This window comes from Streptomyces sp. NPDC048383 (assembly GCF_040651775.1).
Classification (GTDB): Bacteria; Actinomycetota; Actinomycetes; order Streptomycetales; family Streptomycetaceae; genus Streptomyces.
This window is the reverse complement of record NZ_JBEZKS010000044.1, coordinates 35924-60628: the sequence shown is the minus strand read 5'-3', so window position 1 is coordinate 60628 and position 24705 is coordinate 35924. Positions and strand designations below refer to the sequence as shown.

At 73.8% G+C, this 24705-nt stretch carries 21 protein-coding genes; 6 read left to right on the top strand and 15 right to left on the bottom strand.

Annotation, left to right across the window (positions count from 1 at the left end; all coding sequences use genetic code 11):
* Positions 1 to 5: 5 nt before the first annotated feature.
* Positions 6 to 713 carry a hypothetical protein gene (locus AB0D46_RS26885; protein WP_362881107.1) on the top strand — a complete coding sequence of 236 codons (708 nt, stop codon included), beginning with the start codon at positions 6 to 8 and terminating at the stop codon, positions 711 to 713.
* 152 nt (positions 714 to 865) lie between these two features.
* Here the strand turns inward: AB0D46_RS26885 and AB0D46_RS26880 are convergent, their stop codons facing one another.
* Both AB0D46_RS26880 and AB0D46_RS26875 read right to left on the bottom strand, forming a co-directional pair.
* Entirely contained in the window at positions 866 to 1075 is a 210-nt protein-coding gene (locus AB0D46_RS26880; protein ID WP_362881106.1) for a hypothetical protein, read from the bottom strand.
* 14 nt (positions 1076 to 1089) lie between these two features.
* Positions 1090 to 2103, bottom strand: a complete 1014-nt coding sequence (locus AB0D46_RS26875; protein ID WP_362881104.1) for a DUF2156 domain-containing protein — start codon at positions 2101 to 2103, stop codon at positions 1090 to 1092.
* A gap of 249 nt (positions 2104 to 2352) precedes the next feature.
* Here AB0D46_RS26875 and AB0D46_RS26870 point away from each other — a divergent pair, with 249 nt between their 5' ends.
* The 5 genes from AB0D46_RS26870 (at position 2353) to serS (ending at position 7141) form a co-directional block, all read left to right on the top strand.
* Positions 2353 to 3507, top strand: a complete 1155-nt coding sequence (locus AB0D46_RS26870; protein WP_362881102.1) for an acyl-CoA dehydrogenase family protein — start codon at positions 2353 to 2355, stop codon at positions 3505 to 3507.
* A 56-nt stretch (positions 3508 to 3563) separates the two neighbouring features.
* The gene (locus AB0D46_RS26865) at positions 3564 to 4091 is read left to right on the top strand and encodes a hypothetical protein (protein WP_362881100.1); all 528 of its coding nucleotides are present in this window, start codon (positions 3564 to 3566) and stop codon (positions 4089 to 4091) included.
* A complete protein-coding gene (locus AB0D46_RS26860; protein ID WP_362881098.1) occupies positions 4088 to 4702 on the top strand; it encodes a flavin reductase family protein in 615 nt (204 codons plus the stop codon). The genes AB0D46_RS26865 and AB0D46_RS26860 overlap by 4 nt, the downstream gene beginning before the upstream one ends.
* Positions 4699 to 5682 carry a VlmB-like protein gene (locus tag AB0D46_RS26855; protein ID WP_362881096.1) on the top strand — a complete coding sequence of 328 codons (984 nt, stop codon included), beginning with the start codon at positions 4699 to 4701 and terminating at the stop codon, positions 5680 to 5682. Before AB0D46_RS26860 ends, AB0D46_RS26855 begins: the two co-directional genes overlap by 4 nt.
* A gap of 151 nt (positions 5683 to 5833) precedes the next feature.
* Positions 5834 to 7141 carry a serine--tRNA ligase gene (gene serS / locus AB0D46_RS26850; RefSeq protein WP_362881095.1) on the top strand — a complete coding sequence of 436 codons (1308 nt, stop codon included), beginning with the start codon at positions 5834 to 5836 and terminating at the stop codon, positions 7139 to 7141.
* Here serS and AB0D46_RS26845 read toward each other — a convergent pair.
* From AB0D46_RS26845 to AB0D46_RS26785, 13 genes are all read right to left on the bottom strand, one after another.
* A complete protein-coding gene (locus AB0D46_RS26845; RefSeq protein ID WP_362881093.1) occupies positions 7125 to 7871 on the bottom strand; it encodes a 4'-phosphopantetheinyl transferase superfamily protein in 747 nt (248 codons plus the stop codon). The two genes, serS and AB0D46_RS26845, sit on opposite strands and share 17 nt — an antisense overlap.
* A 54-nt stretch (positions 7872 to 7925) precedes the next feature.
* Positions 7926 to 8978 (bottom strand): C45 family peptidase, encoded by a 1053-nt coding sequence (locus AB0D46_RS26840; RefSeq protein ID WP_362881091.1) that lies wholly within the window; start codon positions 8976 to 8978, stop codon positions 7926 to 7928.
* Positions 8975 to 9616 (bottom strand): GNAT family N-acetyltransferase, encoded by a 642-nt coding sequence (locus tag AB0D46_RS26835; RefSeq protein ID WP_362881089.1) that lies wholly within the window; start codon positions 9614 to 9616, stop codon positions 8975 to 8977. The genes AB0D46_RS26840 and AB0D46_RS26835 overlap by 4 nt, the downstream gene beginning before the upstream one ends.
* Positions 9617 to 9619: 3 nt before the next feature.
* Positions 9620 to 9892, bottom strand: coding sequence for an acyl carrier protein (locus AB0D46_RS26830; protein ID WP_362881087.1), 273 nt, complete (start codon positions 9890 to 9892; stop codon positions 9620 to 9622).
* Entirely contained in the window at positions 9885 to 11528 is a 1644-nt protein-coding gene (locus AB0D46_RS26825; protein ID WP_362881085.1) for an AMP-binding protein, read from the bottom strand. The genes AB0D46_RS26830 and AB0D46_RS26825 overlap by 8 nt, the downstream gene beginning before the upstream one ends.
* A complete protein-coding gene (locus AB0D46_RS26820) occupies positions 11525 to 14854 on the bottom strand; it encodes an amino acid adenylation domain-containing protein (RefSeq protein ID WP_362881083.1) in 3330 nt (1109 codons plus the stop codon). The genes AB0D46_RS26825 and AB0D46_RS26820 overlap by 4 nt, the downstream gene beginning before the upstream one ends.
* A complete protein-coding gene (locus tag AB0D46_RS26815; protein ID WP_362881081.1) occupies positions 14851 to 17151 on the bottom strand; it encodes a class I tRNA ligase family protein in 2301 nt (766 codons plus the stop codon). The genes AB0D46_RS26820 and AB0D46_RS26815 overlap by 4 nt, the downstream gene beginning before the upstream one ends.
* Positions 17148 to 18365: an FAD-dependent oxidoreductase gene (locus tag AB0D46_RS26810; RefSeq protein ID WP_362881079.1), complete on the bottom strand. Its 1218-nt coding sequence runs from the start codon at positions 18363 to 18365 to the stop codon at positions 17148 to 17150. Before AB0D46_RS26810 ends, AB0D46_RS26815 begins: the two co-directional genes overlap by 4 nt.
* A complete protein-coding gene (locus AB0D46_RS26805; RefSeq protein WP_362881077.1) occupies positions 18365 to 19693 on the bottom strand; it encodes a SidA/IucD/PvdA family monooxygenase in 1329 nt (442 codons plus the stop codon). Before AB0D46_RS26805 ends, AB0D46_RS26810 begins: the two co-directional genes overlap by 1 nt.
* Before the next feature lie 68 nt (positions 19694 to 19761).
* Entirely contained in the window at positions 19762 to 21015 is a 1254-nt protein-coding gene (locus tag AB0D46_RS26800; protein WP_362881075.1) for an MFS transporter, read from the bottom strand.
* Entirely contained in the window at positions 21005 to 22357 is a 1353-nt protein-coding gene (locus AB0D46_RS26795; protein ID WP_362881073.1) for an ATP-grasp domain-containing protein, read from the bottom strand. Before AB0D46_RS26795 ends, AB0D46_RS26800 begins: the two co-directional genes overlap by 11 nt.
* Positions 22354 to 23556, bottom strand: a complete 1203-nt coding sequence (locus AB0D46_RS26790; RefSeq protein ID WP_362881071.1) for a saccharopine dehydrogenase C-terminal domain-containing protein — start codon at positions 23554 to 23556, stop codon at positions 22354 to 22356. The genes AB0D46_RS26795 and AB0D46_RS26790 overlap by 4 nt, the downstream gene beginning before the upstream one ends.
* Positions 23546 to 24622, bottom strand: coding sequence for a saccharopine dehydrogenase (locus AB0D46_RS26785; protein WP_362881069.1), 1077 nt, complete (start codon positions 24620 to 24622; stop codon positions 23546 to 23548). Before AB0D46_RS26785 ends, AB0D46_RS26790 begins: the two co-directional genes overlap by 11 nt.
* Positions 24623 to 24705 lie beyond the last annotated feature (83 nt).

Sequence of the window (24705 nt, the reverse complement as noted above, 5' to 3'; positions counted from 1 at the left end):
CGGTCGTGGCGCCGCCGAGCGGGCACGCGCTGCGCGAGCACGGGTTCGCCCTCATGGGGCTGCCGCCCGTGCCCGCGGTGGTCGCCGCCGGCTTCGGGGACCTCCCGCGGCGGCCCCTGCGGCTGCGGATGTCCTGGACGGCCGACGACGACTGGCTGTTCCAGTACGTCCCCCGCGCCGCGCCCGTCGGGCCCGCGAGCCCCGTACGGGACCTCGCGGAGCGGCGGCTCGCGGCGGGGTTGTCGGCCCTGTTGCGCTCCACCCTCAGCGGGCCGTGGCTCGACATCCACGCCGACTGGCTGATCGACCTGCACCGGGTCCGCACCGTCGCCCCCGCCGGGGAGGCGGTGCGGGTGGAGCCGCCCGGGCCGCGACCAGCCGGTTGCGCGTTCGGCCTGGTGGCGGTGGTCGGCCGCGAGGGTACGGGGAGCCTGCGCTCCCGGCTGTACGGTCCCGGGCGCGTCGGGCCGCTCGTGGAGGCGGCCCCCGCGCCCGGGCAGGGGATCCTGCTGGACCGGCGGGCCGTCGTCGACGACCGGCACGAGCTGCTGGCCGGGGCCGGCGGTCCGGTGGTCCAGGACCTCCTGGTCGCGCACCTCTCCGGCGCCTCCGGTCAGGTGGAGGCGGCGCCCGGCCCGGCCCTGCGGCGGCGCCCGATGCTGGTGCGCGGGCCGACGGGCACCGTGGTGCACACCCGGCCGGCCCTGCGCTGAGACCGGTCCGGCCCCGGGCGGGGCGGTGGGGCCCCGGGCGGGGCGGTGGGGCCCCCCACCGCCCCGCCTTCCGCGCGCCCCGGGTCCGGTCACGGCCGCGCCCCCGTACGGCAATCCGTACGGGGACGCGGGCGGGGAGGAGGTACGGGGTCTCAGGACGCGGCGGCTCCTTCCCGCAGCAGGGCGTCGAGGCGGGCGAGGCCCTCGTCGCTCGCGCGGGCCGCCGCCAGGTCGTCGGGGTCGGCCGCGCAGGCCTGGAACTGCTCGACGACGAGCAGGCCCTGGGCCCGGATCTCCTCGTCGGCGGGCGAGGTCGGAGACGTCGGGGTCGGAGACGTCGGGGACGTCGGGGTCGGGTGCATCGGGGGCCTGCCTCTCAGACCGCGTTGCAGGCGCGGAAGACGTGGACCAGCGCGGGCAGGCTGGCCCGGTGCTGGAAGGCGATGTACTCCGGCAGCACCGCGGAGGGCGCCCACTTCTGCTTGTACTCCAGCTGCGTGCGCGCCGGGTAGATGTGCGCGCCGTGCTCCCACAGGTGCCGCATGAACCAGTGGAAGCCCTGGCTGTGGCCCGGGAACTGGGGGGCCGTCAGCGAGGTGAAGGGGGTGAAGCCGAAGTGCAGCCAGCGGGTGCCCTCGGCGGTGAACACGTCGATGGCCGCCTTGTTCAGGGCCTCCATCACCCCGGGCGGGGAGTCGGGCTGCCGCCGGCTCAGGTCGTGCATCCAGCCGGGCTTCGGCCCGTAGACGGGCGCGTAGGAGACGTAGCCGATCAGTCGGTCGTCCTGGACGGCGGCGAAGAGCCGTCGCAGCGGCTGGTAGCGGCCGCCGGTCTCGCCGACGAGGAACTCCAGCGGTTTGACGCCCTCGCCCTTGGTGGCGAGCCAGGCGGTGTCGAGCGCGGCGATCCGGTCGGCGTACTCCTCGTACGGGACCTCGCGGATCTCCAGGCCGCTGCGCAGCGCCCGGGAGATCTTGTTGCGCAGCTGCATGAACTTGGTGCCGGCCAGGGTGAAGGTCTCCAGGTCGACGGCGTAGGAGGCGCCCATCTGGTTCACGGTGAAGCCCTGGTCGACGTAGACGTCGGCGTCCGCGCCCTGGAGTTGTACCGACACGATCTCGCGGCCCTGTTCGGCGGCGAAGGCGGTGAAGCCGGCCAGGAGTCGGGCGCGGGGTCCGTCGGGGCCGGCCGGGGCGAAGGGGGCGAAGGGGCCGCCGAACTGCACCAGGTAGCGGCCCACGGGCCGGTGGACGATGATCCCGGGCTCGTCCGGCAGCCGGAAGTAGCTGTTCCCCTCACTGAAGGCAAAATACGCGCTCGGATTTCCGGCGTCCGCGTACTGCCGGATGGCGTCGAGGGCGACATCCGTCTCCAGAATCGTTCCGGTCATTTCAGATCCATTCTCCCGCGAGCACTTCCCCACTTATGGCACGGGTGGCGCGCGTCCACAAGTGCCGGAGGGGTTCCCGGTCAGCCGCCCGTCAGGGACAAGTCAGTTGAAACCCCTGGTCAGATGGGTGTCAGGCCTCAGTCAGACGCTGGATGGAACACTTCTTTCCGAATATTGCCTTTCGGATCGCGGGAAATGTCCCGACCGGTCCGGAGGAGAATTCCGAGAGAGCCCGAGGAGAAAACGCCGATGCGTTCCCTGACGACAGCACGCGGGATCTGCGAGCAATTCCATCCAGGTCTTCTCGACGCGCTGGAGAACCTGCCGCTGACCTCCGCCGACGGTGGGGCGCGGGAGAGCGCGGACAGCCCGGTGCTGGAGCTGTACCGCGAGCACGGCGGTCCGGGGCTGCTCGTGCCGGCCGCGTACGGAGGCGCGGCCGCGGGGCCGTTGGAGGCGGTGCGGGTGCAGCGGGCCGTGGCCGCGGCCTCGCCCTCGTTGGGGGTGGCCTCGACGATGCACCACTTCACGGTGGCGATGCTGTTCCGGCTGGCGGAGGTCACCGACCGGCTCACCCCGAGCCAGCTGAAGGTGATGACGGCGGTGGCCTCGGACGGGCTGCTGCTGGCGTCCGGTTGGGCGGAGGGGCGCACCAGTCAGAACATCCTGGCGCCGTCGGTCGTCGCGGAGCGCACCGCGGGCGGGTACCGGGTCAACGGGTCGAAGAAGCCGTGCAGCCTGTCCCGTTCGATGGACGTGCTGACGGCCAGTGTGGCGGTGACGGACGAGGACGGGCGCTCCGGTCTGGCGCTGATGCTCATTCCGGCGTCCTCGCCGGGCATCACGACCCGGCCGTTCTGGGGGACGCCCGTGCTGGCGGCCGCGCAGAGCGACGAGGTCGTGTTCACCGACGTCGACGTGCCGGCCGACCTCGTCATCCACAGCACCCCCGAGGACGCCGACCGGCTCGACGACCTGCAGACGGCCGGGTTCACCTGGTTCGAGCTGCTCGCCACCGCCACCTACGTGGGCGCCGCCTCGGAGCTCGTCGCCCGGGTGGTCGCCGGCGGCCGCGGCACGGCCGACGAGCGGGCGCGGTTGGTGGTCCGGCTCGACGCCGCGGTCGCCCTCGTCGAGGGCGCGGCCCGGGCGCTGGAGGACGGCACCGAGGGCGACGAGGCGGTGGCGGCGGTGCTGACCGCCCGCTACGCCTCGCAGGACCTGCTGGCCTCGGCCGTCGACCAGGCCGTGGAGATGCTCGGCGGGATGGCGTTCATCCGTTCCGCGGACGTGGCGTACCTGGCGGGTGCGGTCCGCGCTCTGGCCTTCCACCCGCCGTCGCGCGCGAGCGTGGCCGCGGAGCTGGCCGACTACTTCGCCGGCAGCCCCCTGCGGCTGTCCTGATCAGCCGCCCCGCCCCGCTGCCCCGATCCGCTGCCCCGTCGGAAAGGACACCCCTGATGGACATCAAGAACCCGGTCGAGTCACCGGTCACGTTCAACCTGCACCGCGCCGAGTACCTGGTCGCCTTCGCCGTGACGATCGGCCTGATCCTGTGGCACTTCACGGACATCCGGTGGTTCGCGGCGATCGGCCTGTTCCTCTACATCGACCTGTTGGGCTACATCCCGGGGGCCATCGCCTACCGGCGCAGCCCGGACGGGCGGATCCACAAGGCGTACTACGTCCTGTACAACACGATGCACAGCCTGCTCAGCGTGGCTCTCGTCGGGGTGCTGTGGATGTGGCTGATCGGACCCGAGTGGGCCCTGTTGGCGCTGCCGTTCCACGTGTTCGGCGACCGGGGCGTCTTCGGCAACTTCCTCAAGCCGTTCGGGTTGCCCTTCGAGCCGGTGCCGACGCCGCTGGTCGACCGGGTGACGGCGATGCTCAAGCGGCGCGCGGCGACCGACGGCCCGGTGCCGCTGCCCTACGAGGAGCAGGCCGCCGCCCCCGGCGCCGCCGCGGCGGTCGGGGCGCACCGGTGAGCCGCTACCCGGCCTGGCTCACGGACCGTTCGGGGACGGCGCCCGCGGAGGGGTACGAGGATCCGGAGGCGGCCCGGCTGGCGTTGCGCCGGTTGGCGTCGGGCGTGACGGTGTTGACCGTCAGCCAGGGCGGGGTCCGGCACGGCACCACGGCGAGCGCGGTGGTGACCCTGTCGCGGGACCCGCTGGTACTGGGGGCCTGCCTGCGGCCCACGTCGACGTTCGCCTCGCTGGTGCGCAGGGCGGGCCGGTTCTCGGTGAACGTGCTGTCCTCGGCGCAGAACGACGTGGCGCGGCGGTTCGCGAACCCGGGACGGCCGCTCGGGGACGCCCAGTTCGAGGGCTTCGACTGGTCCACCGACCCGCTCACGGGCGCTCCGCTGCTCGGCGGGAGCCTGGCCCACATGGCCTGCCGGATCCTCGGCTGGCACCAGGTCGGCGACCACGACATGCTCCTCGCCGAGGTGACGGGCGGCAGCCACACCGTCAACTCCCCCATGCTCAGCTTCGCCGGCCGCATGCACAGCGCCGCCGTCACCCCCGCGGCGTCCTCGGGCGCGTCGCCCGCCGCCGTTCCCACCGTTTCCGTCTCTCCCAGCGAGGTGTCATGACCACCGTTCCGCAGATCCCCGTCGAGGCCGACTGGGACCGAGCGCCCAACCTGTTGGACGGCGCGCAGGAGATGACCCTGACCGCCGACGAGTGCGACCTCGGCTACTGGCTGTCGGCCGTCGCCCAGGGCACCCTGCGCGGGCGGGCCGAGGCCGGCCACGACGCCGTCACCCCCGACCACATGCGCGAGGACGGTCCGCTGCGCCGGGCGCTGGTGCTGGAGCTGGGCAACCGGTCGCTGGCCGAGTCCCGGGCGGTGGAGGTGCTGTCCCACTACGTGATCGGGGCGCCGGGCGTCGTCGAGCAGGAGTTCTTCGCCACGCAGGTCGTCGACGAGGCCCGGCACGCGATGGTCTTCCGCAAGCACCTGGTGGACCTCGGGGTGCCCGCGGCGGGGCTGCTGGACTTCATCAGGGAGCAGGGCGTCGACTACACGCGGCGGGTGTTGAACCCGATCGCCGAGTTCGCGACGAGCGTGGTCCGCGACGAGGGCGACTTCATCGGCGCGGTCGCCGTGTTCACCATCGTCATCGAAGGGGTGCTGGCGCCCGCCGCCGAGCTCAGCGAACGCAAGTGGACGCTCCTGGACCCGGCCGCCGCCGAGATCGCGCGCGGCGCCTCGATCGACGAGATCCGGCACCTGACCGTGGGCAGCTCCATCGTGCGCGAGCACCTGGCGCGCGATCCCTCGTACCGGCCGCAGCTGATCGAGCTGATCCGGCGCGGTCGGCAGCTGTGGGACGAGCTGCCGTCGGAGGAGTTCGTACTGGAACGCGAGGAGCTGTTCCAGGAGGGCATGTTCGCCCACGCCGAGCTGCTGGACGGGTACGAGGTCTTCCCCGGCTGCAAGCTGCTGGAGACCACCCCGAAGCAGCGCTACGACCTCGCCGAGCGGTGGACCGACGACATGGCGGAGGTGCGGCTGCCGTACATGGGCGTCCCGGAGGCCGTCGACATCATCCGCAACCACCCGCGGTGAGCCGCTGACGGCGGGCGCCGCCGCGCACGTCACCGCGCCATCGCGCACGTCACCGCGCCATCGCGCACGTCACCGCGCCATCGCGCACGTCACCGCGTCACCGCGCACGTCACCGCGCCATCGCGTCACCGACGAGGACCGAGGAGCCGTCATGCACGACCCGCACGCCCTGTTGCAGGACGCGGCCGGGGCCGACCTGGCCCGCCGCGGACACCACCTGGACCGCGCCGCCCTGCGCGAGCTGACCGACCTGCGCTCCCGGCTCATCGCCGAACGCGACAAGCTGCGGGCGGAGCAGAACCGCTCCGCCCGCAGCGGGGTGCGGCCCGACGCGGCCGGGCGCGCCCGGATCCAGGAGACCAAGGAGCGCCTGCGGTCGGTGTCGGAGGAACTGGGGGTGGCCCAGGAGTCGCTGGACGCGCTACTGCTGGCCGTCCCCAACCGGCCCTACCCGGACGTCCCCGACGGCACCGAACAGGATCCGCCCGTGGTGCGGCGGGTCTTCGGTGAACCTCCGGGCTTCGACTTCACCCCGCGCGACCACGTGGACGTCGGAACCCGGCTCGGCATCCTCGACCCGGTGCGGGCCGCGAAGCTGTCGGGCTCGCGCTTCGCGGTGACCCGGGGCGCGGGGGCCCGGCTGGAGCGGGCGCTGGCGTCGTTCCTGCTGGACCTGCACACCGGGGAGCACGGGTACGTGGAGCACGGCGTGCCGCACCTGGTGAACCGGGAGACGATGACGGGCACCGGGCAGCTGCCGAAGTTCGCCGACGACCTGTTCGCGACGGACGCCGCCGACCGGGAGCTGTTGCTGATCCCGACGGCCGAGGTGCCGCTGGTCAACCTGTACCGCGGGGAGACCCTCCAGGACGCCGAACTCCCCCTGGCACTGACCGCGTTCACGCCCTGCTACCGGGCGGAGGCGGGCTCGTACGGGCGGGACACCCGGGGGCTGGTGCGGCTGCACCAGTTCGAGAAGGTCGAACTGGTACGGATCTGCCATCCCGACCGGTCGCGGGAGGAGCTGGAGCTGCTGGTGGGGCACGCGGAGAGCGCGCTGCGCCGGTTGGGGCTCGCGCACCGGGTGGTGGAACTGCGGGCCGGGGACCTCGGGTTCGCCGCCCGCCGGACGTACGACATCGAGGTGTGGCTGCCGGGCCAGGGCACCTACCGGGAGATCTCCTCGTGCTCCGACTGCGGGGACTTCCAGGGGCGCCGGGCCGGCATCCGGGTCCGCGACCGGGACGGCGGCAAGGCGTTCGCGGCGACGCTGAACGGTTCGGCGCTGCCGATCGGCCGGACCCTCGTCGCGATCCTGGAGCAGTACCAGTGCGCGGACGGCTCGGTGAACGTGCCGCCCGCGCTGGTTCCGTACACGGGTTTCACCGCGATCGCCGCGGACGGCACGGCGGTGCCGGCCGGCCCGGCGGGTACGGGGGCGCTCAGCGGGGCCGCGTGAGCAGGGCCCCCCGAGCACGGTCGCGGTCCCCGTCGAGGCCCCGGTCGCGGTCCCCGTCGCGGTCCCGGTCCGGCCACGGCAGGACCGTGACCGGGGCGAGGTCCCGGGACACGAAGGCGGTCATGGCCCAGGGCGCGTCACGACGGGTCGGGCGGAGTTCGGTCCGGCCGTGCCAGGGGGCGCGGCCGTGGCCGTTGATCCCGCGCAGGGTGACGGCGCCGTCCGGGCCGAAGTCCAGGTCGACCTCGCGGGCGCCGTCGGTGAGGCCCCGGCCGGTGGCCTTGACCGCGGCCTCCAGCAGGGTCCAGGCGTGGAAGAAGGTCTCCGGGGTCGCGCTCGCCGGCACGCCCGGGTAGACGAAGGTGAGCACGTCCAGGTTGGTGGTGGCCGGGCGGACCAGTTCCACGTCCACCCCCACCGGCCCGGTCTCGGTGGCCCCGAGCAGCAGCAACCCGTCGGAGCGGGACCAGCTGATGTGGGTGCCGGGTTGGTCGGGCAGGTACGGCTTGCCCGCCGGGTCGTAGTGGATGCGCAGCTCGGGCGCGGGGACGCCGAGGCGGTCGGCGAGCAGCCGGCGGACGGTGAGCCGGGCGCGGTAGAAGCGGTGGGCGGCCCGGGCGTGGACGAACTCGGCGCCGCGCCGCAGCTCGTCCTCGGTGAGGCCCTCGGGATAGTGCGCGCTGATGTCGGTGGGGTCCACCCGGTCGAGGTCGACCAGCCATGCGTCCATCGTGCTCCTTCCATGGCTTCCATCGGTACGGTCCTTCGTCGCGGAAGGGGCGGCCTACAGGGAGAACACCTGTGTGGCGGAGAGCGCCGGGTCGCCGGGGCGGACGTGGAGCCGGCCGGCGGCCGGGTGCATGACGACGGCGGCGACGGTGCGTTCCGCCCGGATGTCCCCGCCGTCGGGGACCCGCAGCGGCTCCTTCGCGAGCAGCGCGAAGTGGTCCTCGGCGCCGGCGTCGGCGTTCAGTGCGGCGAGCGCGGCGTCGGCCGCGCGCAGTCGGCGCACCGAGGAGTTCCGGGCGAACACGTTCAGCTCGTCGGCCGGGGCGAAGTCCGGGTGGAGGAAGTGGTTGGTGTGGGCGAGGCCGCCCGGTCCGGCTTCCCGTACGCGCAGTTCCCCGTCGAGGTGTTCGACGTACAGGGCCCGCTCGGGGTCGCACAGCATGAGGGAGCGGGAGCTGGCCAGCGGCAGGTCGGCGAGGATCTTGAGGGCCTCGTCGACGCCGCCGGCCCGGTCCAGGAGGTGGCGGATGGCGAGGTACGGGGGGACGCCGGGGCGCCAGGTGCCGCCAAGGACCAGGTTGAGGCCGACGGCCAGGCCGTCGCTGTTGAGGCCGAGGTAGCCGAGGAGCCCGGCGAAGCTGAGGACCAGCGAGCGGCGGGGTGAGTCGGCGCGGGCGGTCTCCATGACGGCGATGTGGCTGTCGAGGTTCCCGTTGAGGTCGACGGTCTGGGCGAGGACGGGTGCGCCGCCGGCGGTGGTGCGGGCGTAGGTGGTGCAGTCGCCGGCCGTGCGGACCTTGGAGTAGCCCATGATTTCGCGACGGAGCTGGAGCAGCCAGGCCTCGTCCTCGCCGATCCCGGCGCCCTCGGCGAGGCCCGCGACCTCCTCGGCGAGGTCGGGCAGGGCCGCCGCCACCTCCGCCCGGTGGGCGGAGACGGTCGGCAGCAGGTCGGACAGGGTCCGGGGTCGTGCGCCGAGGTGGTTCAGCCGGGCCAGGCCGTCGTCGAGGAAGGCCCGCAGGGGGGCGGCGAGTGCCCGGCCGTGGGCGCGGCCGATGTCGCGGGGGGCGCCGCCGGCCCGTATGAGGGTGATGCCGCCGGCGGTCACGCCGGTACGGCCTTCTTCGGGCCGCGGGCGAGGGCCTCGCGGACGGTCGGCCACTCGGCGCGCAGGACGCTGTAGAAGACGGCGTCGCGGCGGCGGCCGCCCGGCATGAAGTTGTAGCTGCGCAGGGTGCCTTCTTCGGTGGCGCCGATGTTCGCGAGGCCGCGGCGGGCCTGGACGTTGAGGACGTCGGTCTTGAACTCGGCGCGTTCGACACCGAGCACCTCGAAGGCGTGGGTCAGCAGCAGCGCCTTCGCCCAGTGGTTGACGCCGCGGCCGCGGAAGTCCCGGCCGAGCCAGGACCAGCCGATCTCCAACCGGCGGTCGGCCTCCGCCATGTTGCCGAAGCTCATGCTGCCCGCGATGCGGCCGCTCTCCTTGTCGGTGATCACGTACACGGCGCGGCGGCCGGCGGCGTGGTCGGCGAGGTTGACGTCGAAGAAGGACTCGAAGTCGGCCTCGGTCTCGACGGCGGTGACGAAGTAGCGCCAGATGGCCGGGTCCATGGCGACGGCCCGGACGCCCTCGCGGTCGGCCTCGGTGATCGGGGTGAGGCGCACCCGGTCGTTCTCCAGGACGGCGGCGGCGTGGTCGGCCCAGGCGGCGTGGTCGGTCGAGGCGGCGTGGTCGGTCGAGCTCATGGTTCAGGCTCCGGTGGTCGCGTAGTGGCGGGTGAGGGCGTCGGTGACGTCGCGCAGCGTACGCATGACGGCGAGGTCGTGCTCGGTGAAGTGGGCGAGGTCCACTTCGGTCTCCTCGCACACCTCGGTGAGGAAGAGGACCTTGTTGAGGGAGGTCAGGCCGTAGGCGGCGACCATGTCGGCGTCGAGGTCGAGGTCCTCGGGCTCGACCTCGGGGATCAGGACGAGGGACAGCTGGGCGCGGGCGGCCTCTTCTACGAGCTGGGTGTCAGGCATGGATTCCGGCCTCCTGGTCGTGCAGCGGGATGTGGTGGGCGGCCGCGATGGCGGGCCGTTTGGGTTTGTACTGCGAGGTCAACAGGCCGTTGTCGATGCTGAACGGCGGATCGGCGACGAGGACCCTGCTGATCCGCTCGTCGGGTCCGCCGGCGGCGTTGACGACGGCGAGGCGGGCGGCTATGGCGGCGCGGTCGGCGGGCAGCGCGGCCGGCGACACCACGGCGACGAGGTCGGTCTGGGTGGGGCTGAACAGGACGCATTCGGCGACGGCCGGGTCGGCCCGCATCAGTTCCTCGATCGGCCGGACGATGACCTTCTTGCCGTTGTCGAGGACGATGACGTCGTCGGCGCGGCCCCGCACGAACAGGTAGCCGTCCTCGTCGAGCCGGCCGAGGTCGCCGGTGCGGACGGTGCCGTCGGCGTCGAACACCTTCTCCGTGTCGCCGGGGAGGGCGTACGCGTAGTGGTTGTTGACGGGGTGGGTGCTGCGGACGCTGATGACGCCGTCCTCGCCGATCAGCACCTCCTTGCCGCGCACCACCCGGCCGACGCTGCCCTCCCGGTGGGCGCCGGGGTGGTTCTTGGTGACGATGCAGGTCTCGTTGAGGCCGTAGCCCTCGAAGAGGGGCAGGCCGACGTCGGTGAAGAAGCGGAGCACGGCCGGGGAGGCGGGGGCGGAGCCGGTCCACAGGTAGCGGATCCGGTCGCCGAACAGGGCCCGGGCGGCCTTGCGCGGGTCCTGGCCGGCGGAGCGGCGCAGCCGGCCCTCGATCTGCCGGCGGGCGCTCTCGTAGAAGGCCGGTACGCCCATGACGACGGTGGGACGGACGCGGCGCAGGGTGGCGAAGGCGGCTTCGTAGGTGGTGAGGGTGACGTCGTGGCCGTGCAGCAGCGCGGAGTACACCCAGTAGCGCTGTTGGAGCAGGGAGAGCGGGAGGAAGACGAAGAGGTCGTCGCCGGGGCCGTGCGCGAAGATCTCCTGGACGGCGGTGAGGGAGCTGTCGATGCTGCCGGCGGTGGCGCCGAGCCCCTTGGGGACGCCGGTGCTGCCGGAGGTGAACTTGATGGTGGTGACGTCCAGGAACCCCCAGTGGACGGGCGGCAGGGGCCGGTGGGGGGCGCCGTCCGCTTCGGTCAGGCCGAGGATCGGGTCGGTGCCGAGGACGCCGGCCGGCCACGCGAGGTGCTGCTCGGCGGACGGGTCGGCGGGGTCGGCCGACGGTTGGGCGGGCCCGGTCGGGGCGGCCCGGTCGGTGAACAGCAGGCGCAGGCCGTAGCGGTCCATCAGCTCGGCGGACGGGGTGAACTTGCCCGGCTCCAGGCCGGCCGTCTGCGCGCCGAGGCGCAGCGCGGCCAGGTCGAGCAGGACCCACTCCAGGCTGTTCGCGGCGAGGATCCCGATGCGGTCGCCGGGGCCGATGCCGTGGGCGTCGCGCAGGTGGTGGGCGAGGCGGCCGGAGCGTTCGTACAGTTCCCGCAGTTCGATCGTGCGGGTGCCGTCGAGGCGGGCGACGGAGATGCTGCCGGCGGCGGGCGGTCCGTCGATGATCCGCCGGAGGGTGTCGGGCCCGGCGGCCGGTGCGCCTGCGGCCTCGGGGCGGGCGGGCGCCGGTGCGGGCGTCGTGCCGGTCATCGGGGCACCTCCGGGCGCAGTACGGCGGCCATGGCGCGGACGGTGTCGACCTCGGCGAACCGGTCGAGGGTGAGGGTGACGCCGAACCGTTTGCGGGCCGCGGTCAGGATCCGGGCCGCCGCGATGGAGTCGCCGCCGAGGGAGGCGAGGGTGTCGAGGGCGCCGACGTCGGGGCGCCGCAGGACGGTGGACCAGATGTCGCAGAGCACCTTCTCGGCCTGGTTGGCGGGGGCGCTGCCGCCCGCCTGCGGGGCGGGCGCCGCCGGTTCCTCGGCGCCGAGCGCGGCCAGCTTCGTACGGTCGACCTTGCCGTTCTTCGTCAGCGGCAGCGAGCCGTGCCAGACCAGCGTCGCGGGCAGCATGTAGTCCGGCAGGTCGGCGCGCAGCGCCCGGCGGACCTCGTCGAGGTGCGGGCGGTGGGAGCCGGCGGGAACGAGGTGGGCGACGAGCCGGTTGCCGTGCGCGGCGACGACGGCCCGGGTGACGTCGGCGAGTGCGGCGAGCCGGGTCTCGACCTCGCCGGCCTCGATGCGATATCCGTTGATCTTGATCTGGAAGTCGCTGCGACCGAGGATCTGGATGTTCCCGTCGGGCAGGTACCGGCCGAGGTCGCCGGTGCGGTAGAGGCGTTCGCCGCGCGCCTCGTCGGTGAAGAACCGTTCGGCGGTGCGCTGTTCGTCGCCCCAGTAGCCGCGGGCGAGGCCGGTGCCGGCGGCGACGATCTCCCCGGTGACCCAGTCGGGGGCGTCGAGGCCGTTCCGGTCCAGGACGTAGGCGCGGTTGTTGGCGTTGGGCCGCCCGTACGGGATGGACTCGCTGCCGTCCTCCTCCTCGCCGACGGGGTGCAGGATGTTCCAGATGGTCGTCTCGGTGGGGCCGCCGAGGGAGACCACCTCCAGGCCGGGCGTCATCACGCGCAGCGCGGCGGGCAGTGCGGGCGGGATCCGGTCGCCGCTCATCATGACGAGGCGCAGGGCGGGCGGCGGTGAGCCGTCGGCGCGGGCCTGCTCGTGCAGGAGTCCGGCGATGGCGGGGACGGAGTTCCACACGCTGACCCCGTGCTGTCGGCACAGGTCGAGCCAGTGGGCGGTGTCGACGGCCTTGTCCTGGTCGGGCATGACGAGGGCCGCGCCCGCCGACAGGGCGCCGAAGACGTCCCAGACGGAGAGGTCGAAGTTGAAGGCGCTGATGGCGAAGAAGCGGTCGTCGGGGGTGATCCGGAAGCGGGTGTGGCAGTCGGCGACGACGTTGGTGACGTTGCGGTGGGTGACCATGACGCCCTTGGGGGCTCCGGTGGTGCCGGAGGTGTAGAGGACGTACGCGAGGTCGTCGGGGTGGGAGCCGGGCAGCCGGTCGGGGACCTCGGCGCGGCCGGTGGCGGGTCCGGTGGCGGGTCCGGTGAGGTCGAGGGTGGGCAGGGAGGCGCGGAGTCCGGTGTCGGGCGGGGCGGTGTCGGTGAGCACGCACCGCACCCGGCCGTCGGCGAGCATGTAGTCCTGCCGGGCGGCGGGCAGGCCCGCGTCGACGGGCAGGTAGGCGGCCCCGGCGAGGACGGTGGCGAGGATGCCGATGATCTGCTCGGGTCCGCGCCGCATGACGAGGCCGACGAGTTCGCCGCGGCCCACCCCGTGGGCGCGCAGCCAGCCGGCGGCGGTGGCGGCCCGGTGCAGGAGTTCGCCGTAGCGGACGGTCCGGTCGGCGGTGAGGATCGCGGGCGCTCCGGGGGTGCGGGCGGCCCGCGCGACGATGGCGTCGCCGAGCATCTCGTCGGGCAGGGCGACGGCCGTGTCGTTGGCGGCGAGCCGGCGGGCGCGTTGCGCGGGCGGCAGCAGGTCGAAGCCGTGGCGCTGCCATGCGGGCGCGTCGACGAGGGTTTTGAGGAGGGTGGTGTAGCCGTGCGCCAGGTCGTCGAGGAGGCCCTCGCAGAACAGTTCGTCGAGTCCGTCGAGTTGGACGACGAGCCCGCCGTGCTGCTCCATGGCGAAGGCGTTCAGCCATACCTGGGGGGTCTGGCTGACGGAGAAGACCTCCTTGCCGAACAGTTCCAGGGTCGAGCCGTCGACCTCGCTGCTGACGTGTCCGATGGCGCTGTTGAAGGTGTACGGCATGCGGGCGCCGGCCAGTCCGCCGCGTCGGCGGGCCAGTTCCTTGAGGACCTCGATGCCGGAGAAGTGCCGGTGGTCCATGTCGGTGTGCAGTTGTTGTTGGAGGGCGCGGGCGCGTTCGGCGAAGGTCAGGCTCCGGTCGGTGGCGGCCTCGACGAGGAGGGTGTCGGAGAACGGTCCGATGGCCTCGAAGATCCGGGGGTGGATCGGCGGCCGGTTGGCGACGGTGGTGGTGAGCGTGAAGCGTTCGCCGGCGCCCCAGGTGGCGAGGGTTTCGGCGTACGCGGCGAGCAGCAGGGCGGAGGGCGTCAGTCCGGCCTCGGCGGCCCGTTCCTTGAGCGCGGTCCAGGCCGGACGGTCCAGCCGGACGGCGCGTTGGGTGAACCGCGAGCCGGAAAGGGCGGCGGGGCTGGTGCGCAGCGGCAGGTCGGGGTGGGGGGCGAGGTCGTCGGCGCGGGCCGTCCAGTAGTCGCGGGAGCGGCGGGCGGGGGCCCGGTCGCGGGCGGCTTCGAGGGCGGCGACGTAGTCCTCGAAGGGGAGTTCCTCGCAGGGGACCTCCTCGGGGGCGTCGGCGGCGGGGCTGCGGTAGGCGTGCCACCAGGCGCGGAAGAACAGGAACATGCTGATCCCGTCCATCACGAGGCCGTCGTGGCCGACGTGCAGGACCATCCGGTCGTCGGCGAGGAGGGTGACGTCGACGGTGAGCAGCGGGGCCTGGTCGGCGGGCAGTACCTGGTGGGAGCGCATCTCGCGGAGTTCGGCGCGGATGAGTTCCTGTTGTCGGGGGGTGTGGGCGCGCAGGTCGAGGACGCCGATGCGGGGTCCGTGGTCGGCGTGTTCGGTGACCTGGCGGTCCGCGGACAGGAAGCGGGAGCGCAGGGCGCCGTGGGCGGCGACGACGCCGGCGAGGGCGGTTTGGAGTCGGTCGACGTCCCAGTGGCCCTCGATCTCGTGGAAGACGTGGCTGGCGACGTCCCCCACCTCGAAGACCCCGCTGCGGCCCGCGTAGTAGCCGCGCTGGAGGGGGGTGAGGGGGAAGCCGGGGCCGTGCTCGGCCTCCCGGGCGAGGTGGGCGACGAGGGCGGGCTTGGCCGCCTTGACGCGGGCGATGAACTCGGGGTCCATCCGGTCGCGGTTGCCCTGGATGCGCAGGTCGCCGTCGGTGAGGGTGACGGACAGTCCGCGGCGGCCCATTTCGCGCAGCAGTTGGAGGTGGTTCATCGGGGCTCTCCCGAGGTCAGGGCGGTGACGGCGGCGGGTTCGGCGCGTTCGGCGATGACGGCGGCGAGTTCGGCGAGGGTGCCGCCGTGCAGGAGTTCGTCCATGGACAGGTCGACGTCGAGGGCGTCGAGGATCTGGTACTGGACGGTGACGGCCTGGAGGGAGCCGGCGGCGAGCTGGGTCAGGGTGCGGTCGGCGATCGGCTCGTCGTCGCCGAGCCGCAGGACGGTACGGGCGATGTGGGTGAGCCAGGGCGTCAGGGCGGGTTCGGCGGCCGGTTCGGCGGCGCCCGCGGCGGCCGGTCCGGCGTCGGGCGACGGCTGGAAGAACACGGCGTCGGCGAGGTCGACGGCGCTGCCGGGGGTGAGGAGTTCGACGGTACGGGGCCACGTGCTCGGGGCGTCCTGGCCGAGGGCGGCGGCGAGCCGGGCGGCGAAGCGGGGCATGACGGGGGCGGCGGCGTGCGCGAGGAGGCGGGCGGCCGCCAGTTCCAGGGCGACGGCGGTGCGGTTCTCCGCCTCCCAGCCCGGGGTGTCGGTGAGGAGGCCTTCGGCACGGCCGAAGCGGAGGGTGTCGCGGACGATGCCGTCGAGTTCGGCGGCGGCCTGGTTGAGGGAGAACGCGTCGTTCTCCAGGGCCGCGGTGACGGCGCCGAGGCGGGTTCCGAGCCGGGCGAGGAACGCGGAGTGCTCGGGCGTCCAGTTGCCGGCGTCGGGAGCGCGCCCGTCGTGGTGCTTGGCGACGCGGGCGCCGAGGTCGGTGAGCCAGTGCTGCCAGGCTCCGATGAGGGTGTCGTTCAGGGTGGCCTCGTAGGCGACGCGCGTGTAGTCGGTGCGCAGGCCCTCGGGGCGGGTGGCGGCGAGGAAGTAGCGGACGGCGTCGACGGTGTCGGGGCCGAGGACGTCCTTGCCCCAGATGGCGTGCCGCCGGCTGGTGGAGAACTTGGCGCCTTCGAGGAGGTAGAACTCGTTGACGTGGTAGTCGATGTCGGGGTTCCAGCCGGGAAAGGCGAGCCGGTAGAGGACCGGGTAGAGCACCGAGTGGTAGAAGCTGTTGTCGTAGCCGAAGAAGTGGACGATCTTCCAGTCGGGCGCCGGTTCGGCGGCCCGCCAGGACCGGCCGAGGCGGGCGCCCAGGGACTGGATGCCGTGCAGGAACCCGTAGCTCATCTCGGGCCAGACCCAGATGACCTGGCCCTCGGTGGCCGTCTCGCGGGGTTCCACGCCCCAGTGGGAGGGGTGGGTGAGGGGGATGTCGACGCGGGGGCGGCGGAAGAGGCGGTCGGCGAGCTCGCGGAGCCGGGCGGGGACGCGGCCCGTGCGGTGGTGGGAGCGGACCTCGCCGGCGAAGGTGTGCAGCGGCAGCGTCCAGCGGGCGGTCGGCGTGCTGCGGGGCGCGGCGGTGGAGAGGGCGGAGCGCGGGTCGGTGAGGTCGGTGACGGTGTTGGGTTCGCCGCACTCCTCGCAGATGTTCCCGTTGGTGGGGTTGGCGCAGCCGGGGCAGCCGCCCTTGACGTCGGCCTCGTAGAGGTACTGGCCGGTCGTGGCGTCGTGCAGGGCGTCGTGTGCGGTGACGGCGACCTCGCCGGAGGCGACGACGCGGCCGAAGAAGTCCTGGAGGCCCTCTCGGTAGTCGGGGTCCTGGTCGGTGACGGTGTACTGGTCGAGGGGGATGTCCATCAGCCGCAGGGTTTCGGCGATCTCGGCGCTGTAGTGCGCGGCGGTCTCGGCGGGGGTGCGGCCATCGGCGCGGGCGGCGCCGAGGACGTAGCTCTGGTAGTCGTCGCTGCCGGTGAGGTGGTAGGCCTCGGCGCCGTTCATGCGCTGGTAGCGGGTGAAGGCGTCGGCGCCGAGGTAGGGGCCGCCGAGGTGGCCGAGGTGCAGGTCGCCGTTGGGGGTGGGCGGGGTGGAGAAGACGAAGACGGGCCGGTCGCCGAAGCCCTTGCGGGCGGGGTCGGCGGCGGAGACCGCGGCGCGTTCGGCGTCGCGCCAGTACTGGGTGAAGAAGACGAGGTCCCCGGCGTCGGGGCCGCCGGTGTTCTCCAGGACGTGCGACTCGAACGGTTCGAAGAGGACGACGGTGCCGGGGGCGGCCGGGTGGCGTTCGCCGTCGATGACGAACTCCCCCTGCCCGGCGGTGATCACGAACAGTTCGGTCTCGTCGTGGCGGTGGTGGTCGGTGGCCCGACCGGGTGCGATCCGGCCCCAGCCGGCGGGTGTGCCGAGGCCCTCCACACCGCTCATGTCGATGCCGAACGCCTGTTCCAGGACGTCGGCGTCATAACTGGCGATGATCATGTCGTGGCCTTTCGCGGGGACGGGCGGGACGGAAGGGACGCGCGAGGTGGCAGGGACGGGATCAGATCGGCGGCGCGGGCGGCGAGCGCCGGCGCGAGGCGGTAGCCGGAGCCGCCGGCCGCGCCCGCGAACAGCAGCCGGCCGTAGGGGTCCAGCGCGGTGACGACCGGGGTGCCGGCGGCCCCGTACGCGTCGCAGAACACCCGGCCGGACCGGCAGTGCGCGGCCAGGCCCGGGGCGTAGCGGGTGAGCAGGGCGCGGGCGTCGCGCAGGTGGCCGGCGGTGAGGGCGGGGTCGACGGTGTCGGGGTCGACGTCCCACTCCTGGCAGGTGTAGCTGAACAGCCAGTGGCCCCGGTGGTGCAGGGGCAGCAGGAAGGCGTCCTCGGCGTGCAGGACGACGGCCCGGTCGCCGGGGGCGCAGGGCACGTCGAGGTGCAGGGCGACGATCTTCTTGACGCGGGCGCCGAGCGGCGCGACGAGCTCGCGCCAGGCGGGCGCGGCGAGCCAGGGCCCGGGGGCGAGGACGACGTGTCCGGCGTCGAGGGAGGCGCCGCCGGTCAGGGTCAGGCGGGTGCCGCCGGGGCCGGAGGCCAGCGCGGTGACCTCGACGCCCTCCCGGAAGGTGACGGCGGGACGCAGGTCGGCGGCGAGGCGCTGGGTCAGCGCGTGGACGTCGGCGTACTGGCAGCCGTCGCCCTCCCAGGCGCCGTGACCCCGGGGCAGGGCGGGGACGACGGCCGGCAGTTCGGCGGTCCAGCGGAGCTTGGCCTCGGGGAGGTAGACCTCGCGCAGGTCCTCCTCGGCCCGTTCGGGTGCGAGCACCGTCATGCCGAGCGGGTGGATGGGCAGGTCGGGGCGGGCGGTGCGGAGGTCCTCGTAGAAGCGCTGGCTCTCGGCGGCGAGGGTGCGGACGGTTTCGTTGGCGCCGCGCGGGAAGTGCAGTCCGGCGGAGCGGCGGGTGGCGCCGGAGCCGGTCATGTCGCGGTCGAGGACGGTGACGGTGGCGCGGGGGTTCCGGGAGAGGACCTCGCGGGCGATGAGGACGCCGAGTATTCCGGCGCCGACGACGGCCACGTCGGTACGGGCGCGGGCGGGCCCGCCGGGGGACGCGACGGGCGCGGCGGACGCGGCGCCCGTCGCGGGTATGCCGGGTCCGGTGCTGCTGTCGGCGGTGCTGTCGGCGGTGCGCCGCGCACCGCGGTCGGCGGGCATCAGGCGCTCCACCGTTCGTCCTGGGGCACCTTGGAGGACCACTCGATGAACGAGGACAGCTGCTCGTCGCCCCGTACGCCGCACAACCGGTCGGCGATGCGCCGGCTGCGCCAGGCGTTGAGGCTGAGGTTGGGGTCGGCCAGTCCGCGCTGGCCGCGGACGCCGTTCTGGACGAAGATCCGGCGGTCGGCGGGGCCGTCCCAGCGGACGGCGTAGTCCTCGTCGACGCGCAGTTCGTCGCCCTCGCGCTCCAGGCGGTCGGCGACGGGGGCGAGGAAGTCCATGGTGGCGGGCCGGTAGCCGGTGGCCCAGACGACGATGTCCGCCTCGAACTTCTCCACGGAGTCGGACTCGCCGGTGTGGCGGGCGCCGACCTCCCAGCCGCCGAACGGGCCGGGGCTGACGCCGAAGACCTCGCGGCTCGGGTGCAGGGCGACCAGGTCCTCGTTGCCCTCGACGAACCGGTGGACGTAGATGCTCTGGTAGATCTCCCGCAGGGTGGATTCGGAGATGCCGTCGCTGGTCAGGAGGTTGCGGGAGTTCATGGCCTCGCGGCGTTCGCGGGGCAGCCCGTAGAAGTAGTCGGCGTGGCTGGGCATGTAGTAGTCGTTGGTGAAGGGCGAGTCGTCGATGGGCAGGTAGTTCGGTCGCCGGGAGATCCACGAGACGCGACGGGGCAGCTCCCAGCCGCTGCGGGAGATCAGGTCGAGGAAGGCCTCGGCGCCGGACTGGCCGCCGCCGATGACGACGACGCGCTTGCCGCCGACGTCGCGGGCCGAACCGAGGTAGTCGGCGACGTGGAACTGGGTGGGGCCGAGGAGGTCCGCCCCCTGCGGCGGCACCCAGGGTCGGCTGCCGACGCCGACGACGACGTTGTCCGCGGTGACGGTGCGGCGGTCGGTGTCGACGGTGAACACCTGCCGGTCGTCGTCGAAGGCGACCGCGCGCACGCCCTCGCCGAAGACGACGTTCTCGTTGCGGCGGCCGGCCCACGCCAGGTAGTTGCGGAACTCCAGCCGGGGCACGTCGTCGAACTGGGCGTTGAGGAAGTGGTAGACGCGGCCCTTGGCGTGCAGGTACGCCAGGAACGAGAAGGGGCTGGCCGGGTCGGCGAGGCTGACCAGGTCCTTGAACTGGGAGACCTGGAGGGTGGTGCCCGGGATCTGCTGGCCGTCGTGCCAGCCGAAGGACTCCTTGCGGTCGAGGAAGAGGTTGGGTACGTCCGGCCTGCCGTGCAGCAGCGACGCCAGACTCAGGTTGGCCGGGCCCACGCCGACGCCGAGGCAGCGGACGTGCCTGGTGCCGGGTCGGAAGCTCTCGTGCCCCATGATCGGAACCTTTCGTTCGAATCGGTGACCAGCGGGAAGGTGCAGGGGGGAGGGGGGCGACACCGGGCCTACGCGGCCGGGCGGGTGCGGACGGCGAACAGGGCGAACAGGGTGGCGAGCAGGGAGGCGGCGCCGATCAGCGGCCAGACCAGCGAGCCGAACTGGAGGAAGAGCCAGGTGCCGGCCATCGGGCCGAGGGCGGAGCCCAGCCCGAAGACGAACTGGAAGCTGCCGATGTAGCGCGAACGCAGCTCCTCGGGGCCGGCGTTGGCCGGGTAGGCGAAGACGGCGGGGCCGCCGAGGATCTCGCCCAGGGACCAGATCAGCGTCCCGATGACGATGGCCGCCGGCCCGATCGGCAGTCCGTAGCAGGCGACGCCGGCGCCGACGAGGGCGAAGCCCAGGCCGATGGTGATCTTCATGGGCCAGCGCTGCGAGACCTTGGTGACCAGCAGCTCGAAGGCGATGACGATGACGCCGTTGAGCGCGACGGCGAAGGTGTACCAGAACAGCGCCAGCCGGGCCTCCGCCATGTAGAGCGGCAGGGTGGACAGGTACTGCATGTAGACGGCGGAGTGGAAGAACGCCGCGACCAGGTAGAAGAGGTAGCGGCGGTCGCGCAGGACCGCGCCGTACCCGCCGGTCCCCGCGGGGACCCGCGCTCGCACGGCGCCCGGTGCGGGCTTCGTCCGGGCGGGCAGGGTGGCGCGGGCGACCAGCGCGAAGGCCAGGGCGAGGGCGGCCTCGCCCCAGAACAGCAGCGTGTACGTCCGGCCGCCCGCGTGGTAGAGCGCGTAGCCCAGCAGGGGCGCGGCGGTCGCTCCGACGTTGAGGCCGAAGCGGTACATCGCGAAGATCATGATCTGTCGGTCGCCGTCGGTCTGTTCGGCGAGGAGGGTGGCCGACGCCGGCCGGAACAGTTGGGCGCCCAGGCTGACGAGGGCGATCGCGGCCAGCAGCGGCAGGAAGCCGGGCAGGTACAGCAGGGCGGCGGTGAGCAGCGCGGTGCTGCTCATGGACAGGACGGTGGCGCCGCGGATGCCGAGCCGGTCGGCGAGGGTGCCGCCGACGAGCGAGCCGGCGACGGCGCCCGCCCCGTACACGCCCAGCGCGATGACGGTGCGGCCCTTGGAGTGGCCCTCGGCGGTGAGGAAGAGGACGAGGAAGACGTGCAGGAAGCCGCCGAGCCGGTTGACGAGCACCCCGGCCAGTACGGTCTTCACCGCGCTCGGGGCCTCCTTGAAGGTGGTCCACACCCCGGGGGCCGGGGCCGGCGGAGCGGCTTCCCGTTCCGCTTCGGCGGGCCGGACATCAGTGCTCATCGGGGTCCTCCGGGTCGACGACGACGGTGACGGCGGTCCGGACGGCCCGCTCCAACGCGTCGAGCCCGTCCGGGGTGGGCGCGTCGATCAGGAAGGTCACCGCCCGGTCGTCGGAGCAGGCGAGCGGCTGGAGCCGGGCGCCGGCCTCCTTCAGGACGAGCAGGGCGCGCAGCGCGGGCGCGTCGCCGGGCTCGCCGGGCGCGCAGTCGGGCCAGGTGCCGGCCTCGCCGACCCATTGGGGGCGGACGCCGGGCCAGTCGAGGGTGACGTCGGCGAGGCAGCCCGCCTCGTGCTCCAGGTAGACCTGGCGGGTGAAGCGGCGCGGCGGCGGGTAGTCGGCGGCCTCGCCGAGGGCGATCCGGACGATCTCCGGTTCCAGGGGCCGGCCGGTGGCCAGGTGGTAGAGGGCGACGAGGCCGTCCCCGGGGGTGCGGGCGGCGACCTCCATCAGGCGGGGTTCGCCGTCCTCGCCGATGCGCCACTCGGCGTGGGCGATCCCGTCGCGGAAGCCGAGCACCTCCAGCATCCGGTGGTTGGCGGCCAGCAGGACCTCGTCCTCGCCGGTGCGGGCGTTGGGGACGGAGTGGGCCAGCTCGACGAAGGTGCGGTCGCCGGACTCGGTGGTCTCCTTGCGGGTCACCGAGGTGAAGAGCGGCCGGCCGTGCTGGACCAGGGACTCCACGGAGTACTCCTGGCCGGTCACCTTCTCCTCGATCATGAGCGTCTCGTGCGCGGGGTACTGCGGCAGCAGCGCGCGCAGTTCGGCGGCGTCCGCGACGGCGACGACGCCCGAGCTGGAGTGCCGGGTGGCGGGCTTGGCGACGACCGGGTAGCGCAGGGCGGACAGGTCTGCGTCCTCACGGCCGCCGGGCGGCAGGACCAGGGTGGTGGGGCTGAATTCCTCCAGGTACCAGCGCTGGAGGTACTTGCTGCGGCACACCCGGGTGGCGCGCAACCCCGGTCCGGGCAGGCCCAGGGCGTCGCACAGCAGGCCGGTCTGCTCGACGAGGGTCTCGCCGACGGCGTACGCGCCGCGCACGGTGTAGCGGCCGCGCCAGGCGCGGGCGGCTGCGACGAACCCGGGGGTGAAGGAGCCGTCGAGGTCGAGGGAGCCGTCGACGTAGGCGATCTCGTCGATCAGGGAGGCCGGGTGCTCGGGGTCCTTGCGGGCGCGACGGACGGCGTCGCGGTTCGTGTCGGGGGTGATGAGCAGGATCCGCAGCCCGCGGGCGGCGAGTTCCTCCAGGTAGCGGGGGTTGCGGCAGACGACGCGGAAGGCGCCGGTGAGGACGAACGCGTCGGGCAGCGCGGGGGTTTCGGGCAGGTGGGTGGGCTGCGTCATGCCGGGACTCCTGAGGGGGTGGTGGTTTCTTCGCGGGCGCCGCTCAGGCCGTGGGCGCCGAGGAAGGCGAGCCAGCGGCCGGTGTCGTCGGGCGCGGCGGCGCGGTGCAGTCCGGCGGGCAGGGCGCCGGCCAGGATCCGGGTGACGCCGTAGGCCACGGGGAGGGAGACGCAGCGGGCCATGGCGGATTCCTCGGCGTCGCCGGTCAGGTCGAGCAGGTGGGAGCCGCGCCAGGACGGGCCCGCCGCGGTGCGCAGTTCGAGTGCGACGGACAGCACGACGCGGTCGCGGTCGTCGGGGGTGGTGGGGTACCGGGCGGCGAGCGAGCCGGCCAGGGCGCGGACGGCTTCCTGGTCCCCGGTGGAGACGGTCTCGAAGACCTCCTTCCAGGCGGTGTGCCAGCCCGCGTTGCGCAGGGTGCCGCGGACGAAGGTGTCGAGCCGCCAGTGGTCCGGCATGCCGTACTGGGCGACGAAGGGGAGGCTGTCGCGGTTCGGGTAGACCTCGAACTCCTCGCCCGCGAGGGTCAGCGGGCGGGTGGCCTCCCAGGGCCGCGGGACGGTGCTCTCGGCGCCGGCCTCGATGTGCCGGGCCGGGGATCCGAGGGCGGCGAGGACCCCGTACGGGGCCCAACTGAAGCGGTAGCGGAAGGGGTTGGGGACCGCCGGGACGCCTCCGCAGTAGGAGGTGAACACGGCGGTCGCGGGTATCTCCCCGAGGGCCGCGCGGCCCCGTGCGACCAGGTCGTGGGCCAGCAGGTGGTCGATGCCGGGGTCGAGTCCGGCCTCGGTGAGGACGACGGTACGGGTGCGGTCCGCGGCCTCCCCGGCGAGGGCGGCGAGTTCCGGGGAGACGTAGCTGGTGCAGGCGAAGTGGGCGGCCCTGTCGGTGGCGAGGCGCAGCAGCTCGGCGTGTTCGCCGGCTGGGAGCATGGAGACGAGGACGTCGCCGGGGCCCACCCCGGCCGCCAGGGCGGCCGGGGTGAACGCGCGGACCTCGGCGCGGCCCGCCAGGCCGAGGGCGGCGAGGCGGGCGGCGCCGCGCTCGGCGGTGCGGTCCCACAGGACCACCCGCCGGGCGCGTTCGCAGACGAGGGAGAGGCCGGAGCGGCCGGTGGACAGGCCGGTGCCTATCCAGTGGACGGTGCCGGACGCCGCGGCCGCGGTGGGCGCGGCGGTCGCGGGTTGGTCAGCGGACAAGGGGATCCTCCTGGGCTCGGACGGCCGTCCGGTAGGTGTGCAGGGCGCGCTCCCAGACGTCGTCGGCCGGGGCGGCCAGGCGCAGGAGCTGGGGGGCGAGTTCGGCGGAGAACGCGGTGGCGGCCTCGACGGGGAGGAGCGAGGGCAGGTTGTCGATGGCGATCAGGTCGAGGGGCCGCTCGGGGCCGGCGCGCAGGGCGCGGACGGGTTCCGTCCAGGTGGTGGTCGCGTCGTAGACCGGCAGGACGTTGCAGTCGGAGGTGACGTCGCAGGTGACGTCGGAGACGAGGGAGAGCCGGCGGCGCGGGTCGTCGAGGTCGGCCTTGGTCAGGAACGGCGGTACGGGCGTGGTGGTCAGGACGGTGTTGACCATCAGGTCGTGGCCGAGGAGGGCGGCGCGGTCGAGGTCGCGGGTCTCGGCCAGGTCCCAGCGGGTCGGGTCCAGGCCGGCGGCCGTCAGGGCGTCGAGGGCGCCGCGGCCGCTGCGGCCGAGCGCGCCGATCACGAGGGCGGTGGTGGGGTCGTCGGGGGTGGCTCCGGAGGCGAGCAGGGCGTCGAGGGCGGGCCGGTCCGTGGGGCGCAGCGGGGTGGTGAGGGCGCCGCGGTGGTGCAGGACGGCGAGGGCGGCGCCGACGTACCCGGCCCAGTAGCCGAAGGCGGCCACCCGGCGGCCGGCCGCGTCGGTGAGGTACTCCATGTCGAGGAGGGCGCCGCCGCCCGCGGTGAAGCGGGCGAGCAGTTCGCGGGCTCCGGACTGGCCCTTGTAGGCGTGCCCGAAGTAGATGTGCCGGTGGCGCAGGGCGGGCGCGTCGGGTCCGGCGGGGAGTTCCTTGAGGCCGAGGACGTACGCGTCGTCGGGGGCCTGCTCGTGCCAGGAGGCGGTCGGGGCGGTGGCGCAGCCGACGGCGGCGTAGTCGGCGAGCGGGAACACCCGCTGGTCCGACTCCTCGACGGTGATCCGGATGCCCTCGGCCACCAGGCGGCCGGCGTCCTCGGGGGTGAGGGGGGCGCGGCGTTCGGTGGCGCGGGCCTCGTGCCGCATCCAAAGGTGAAGGGTGTCCGACATGTTGCTTTTTGTCCTGTCTGGAGGCATGGGGGTGACCGACTCCCGGCCTTGATCGCGGTCACGGGGGCGGCGTCGTCCTGGGA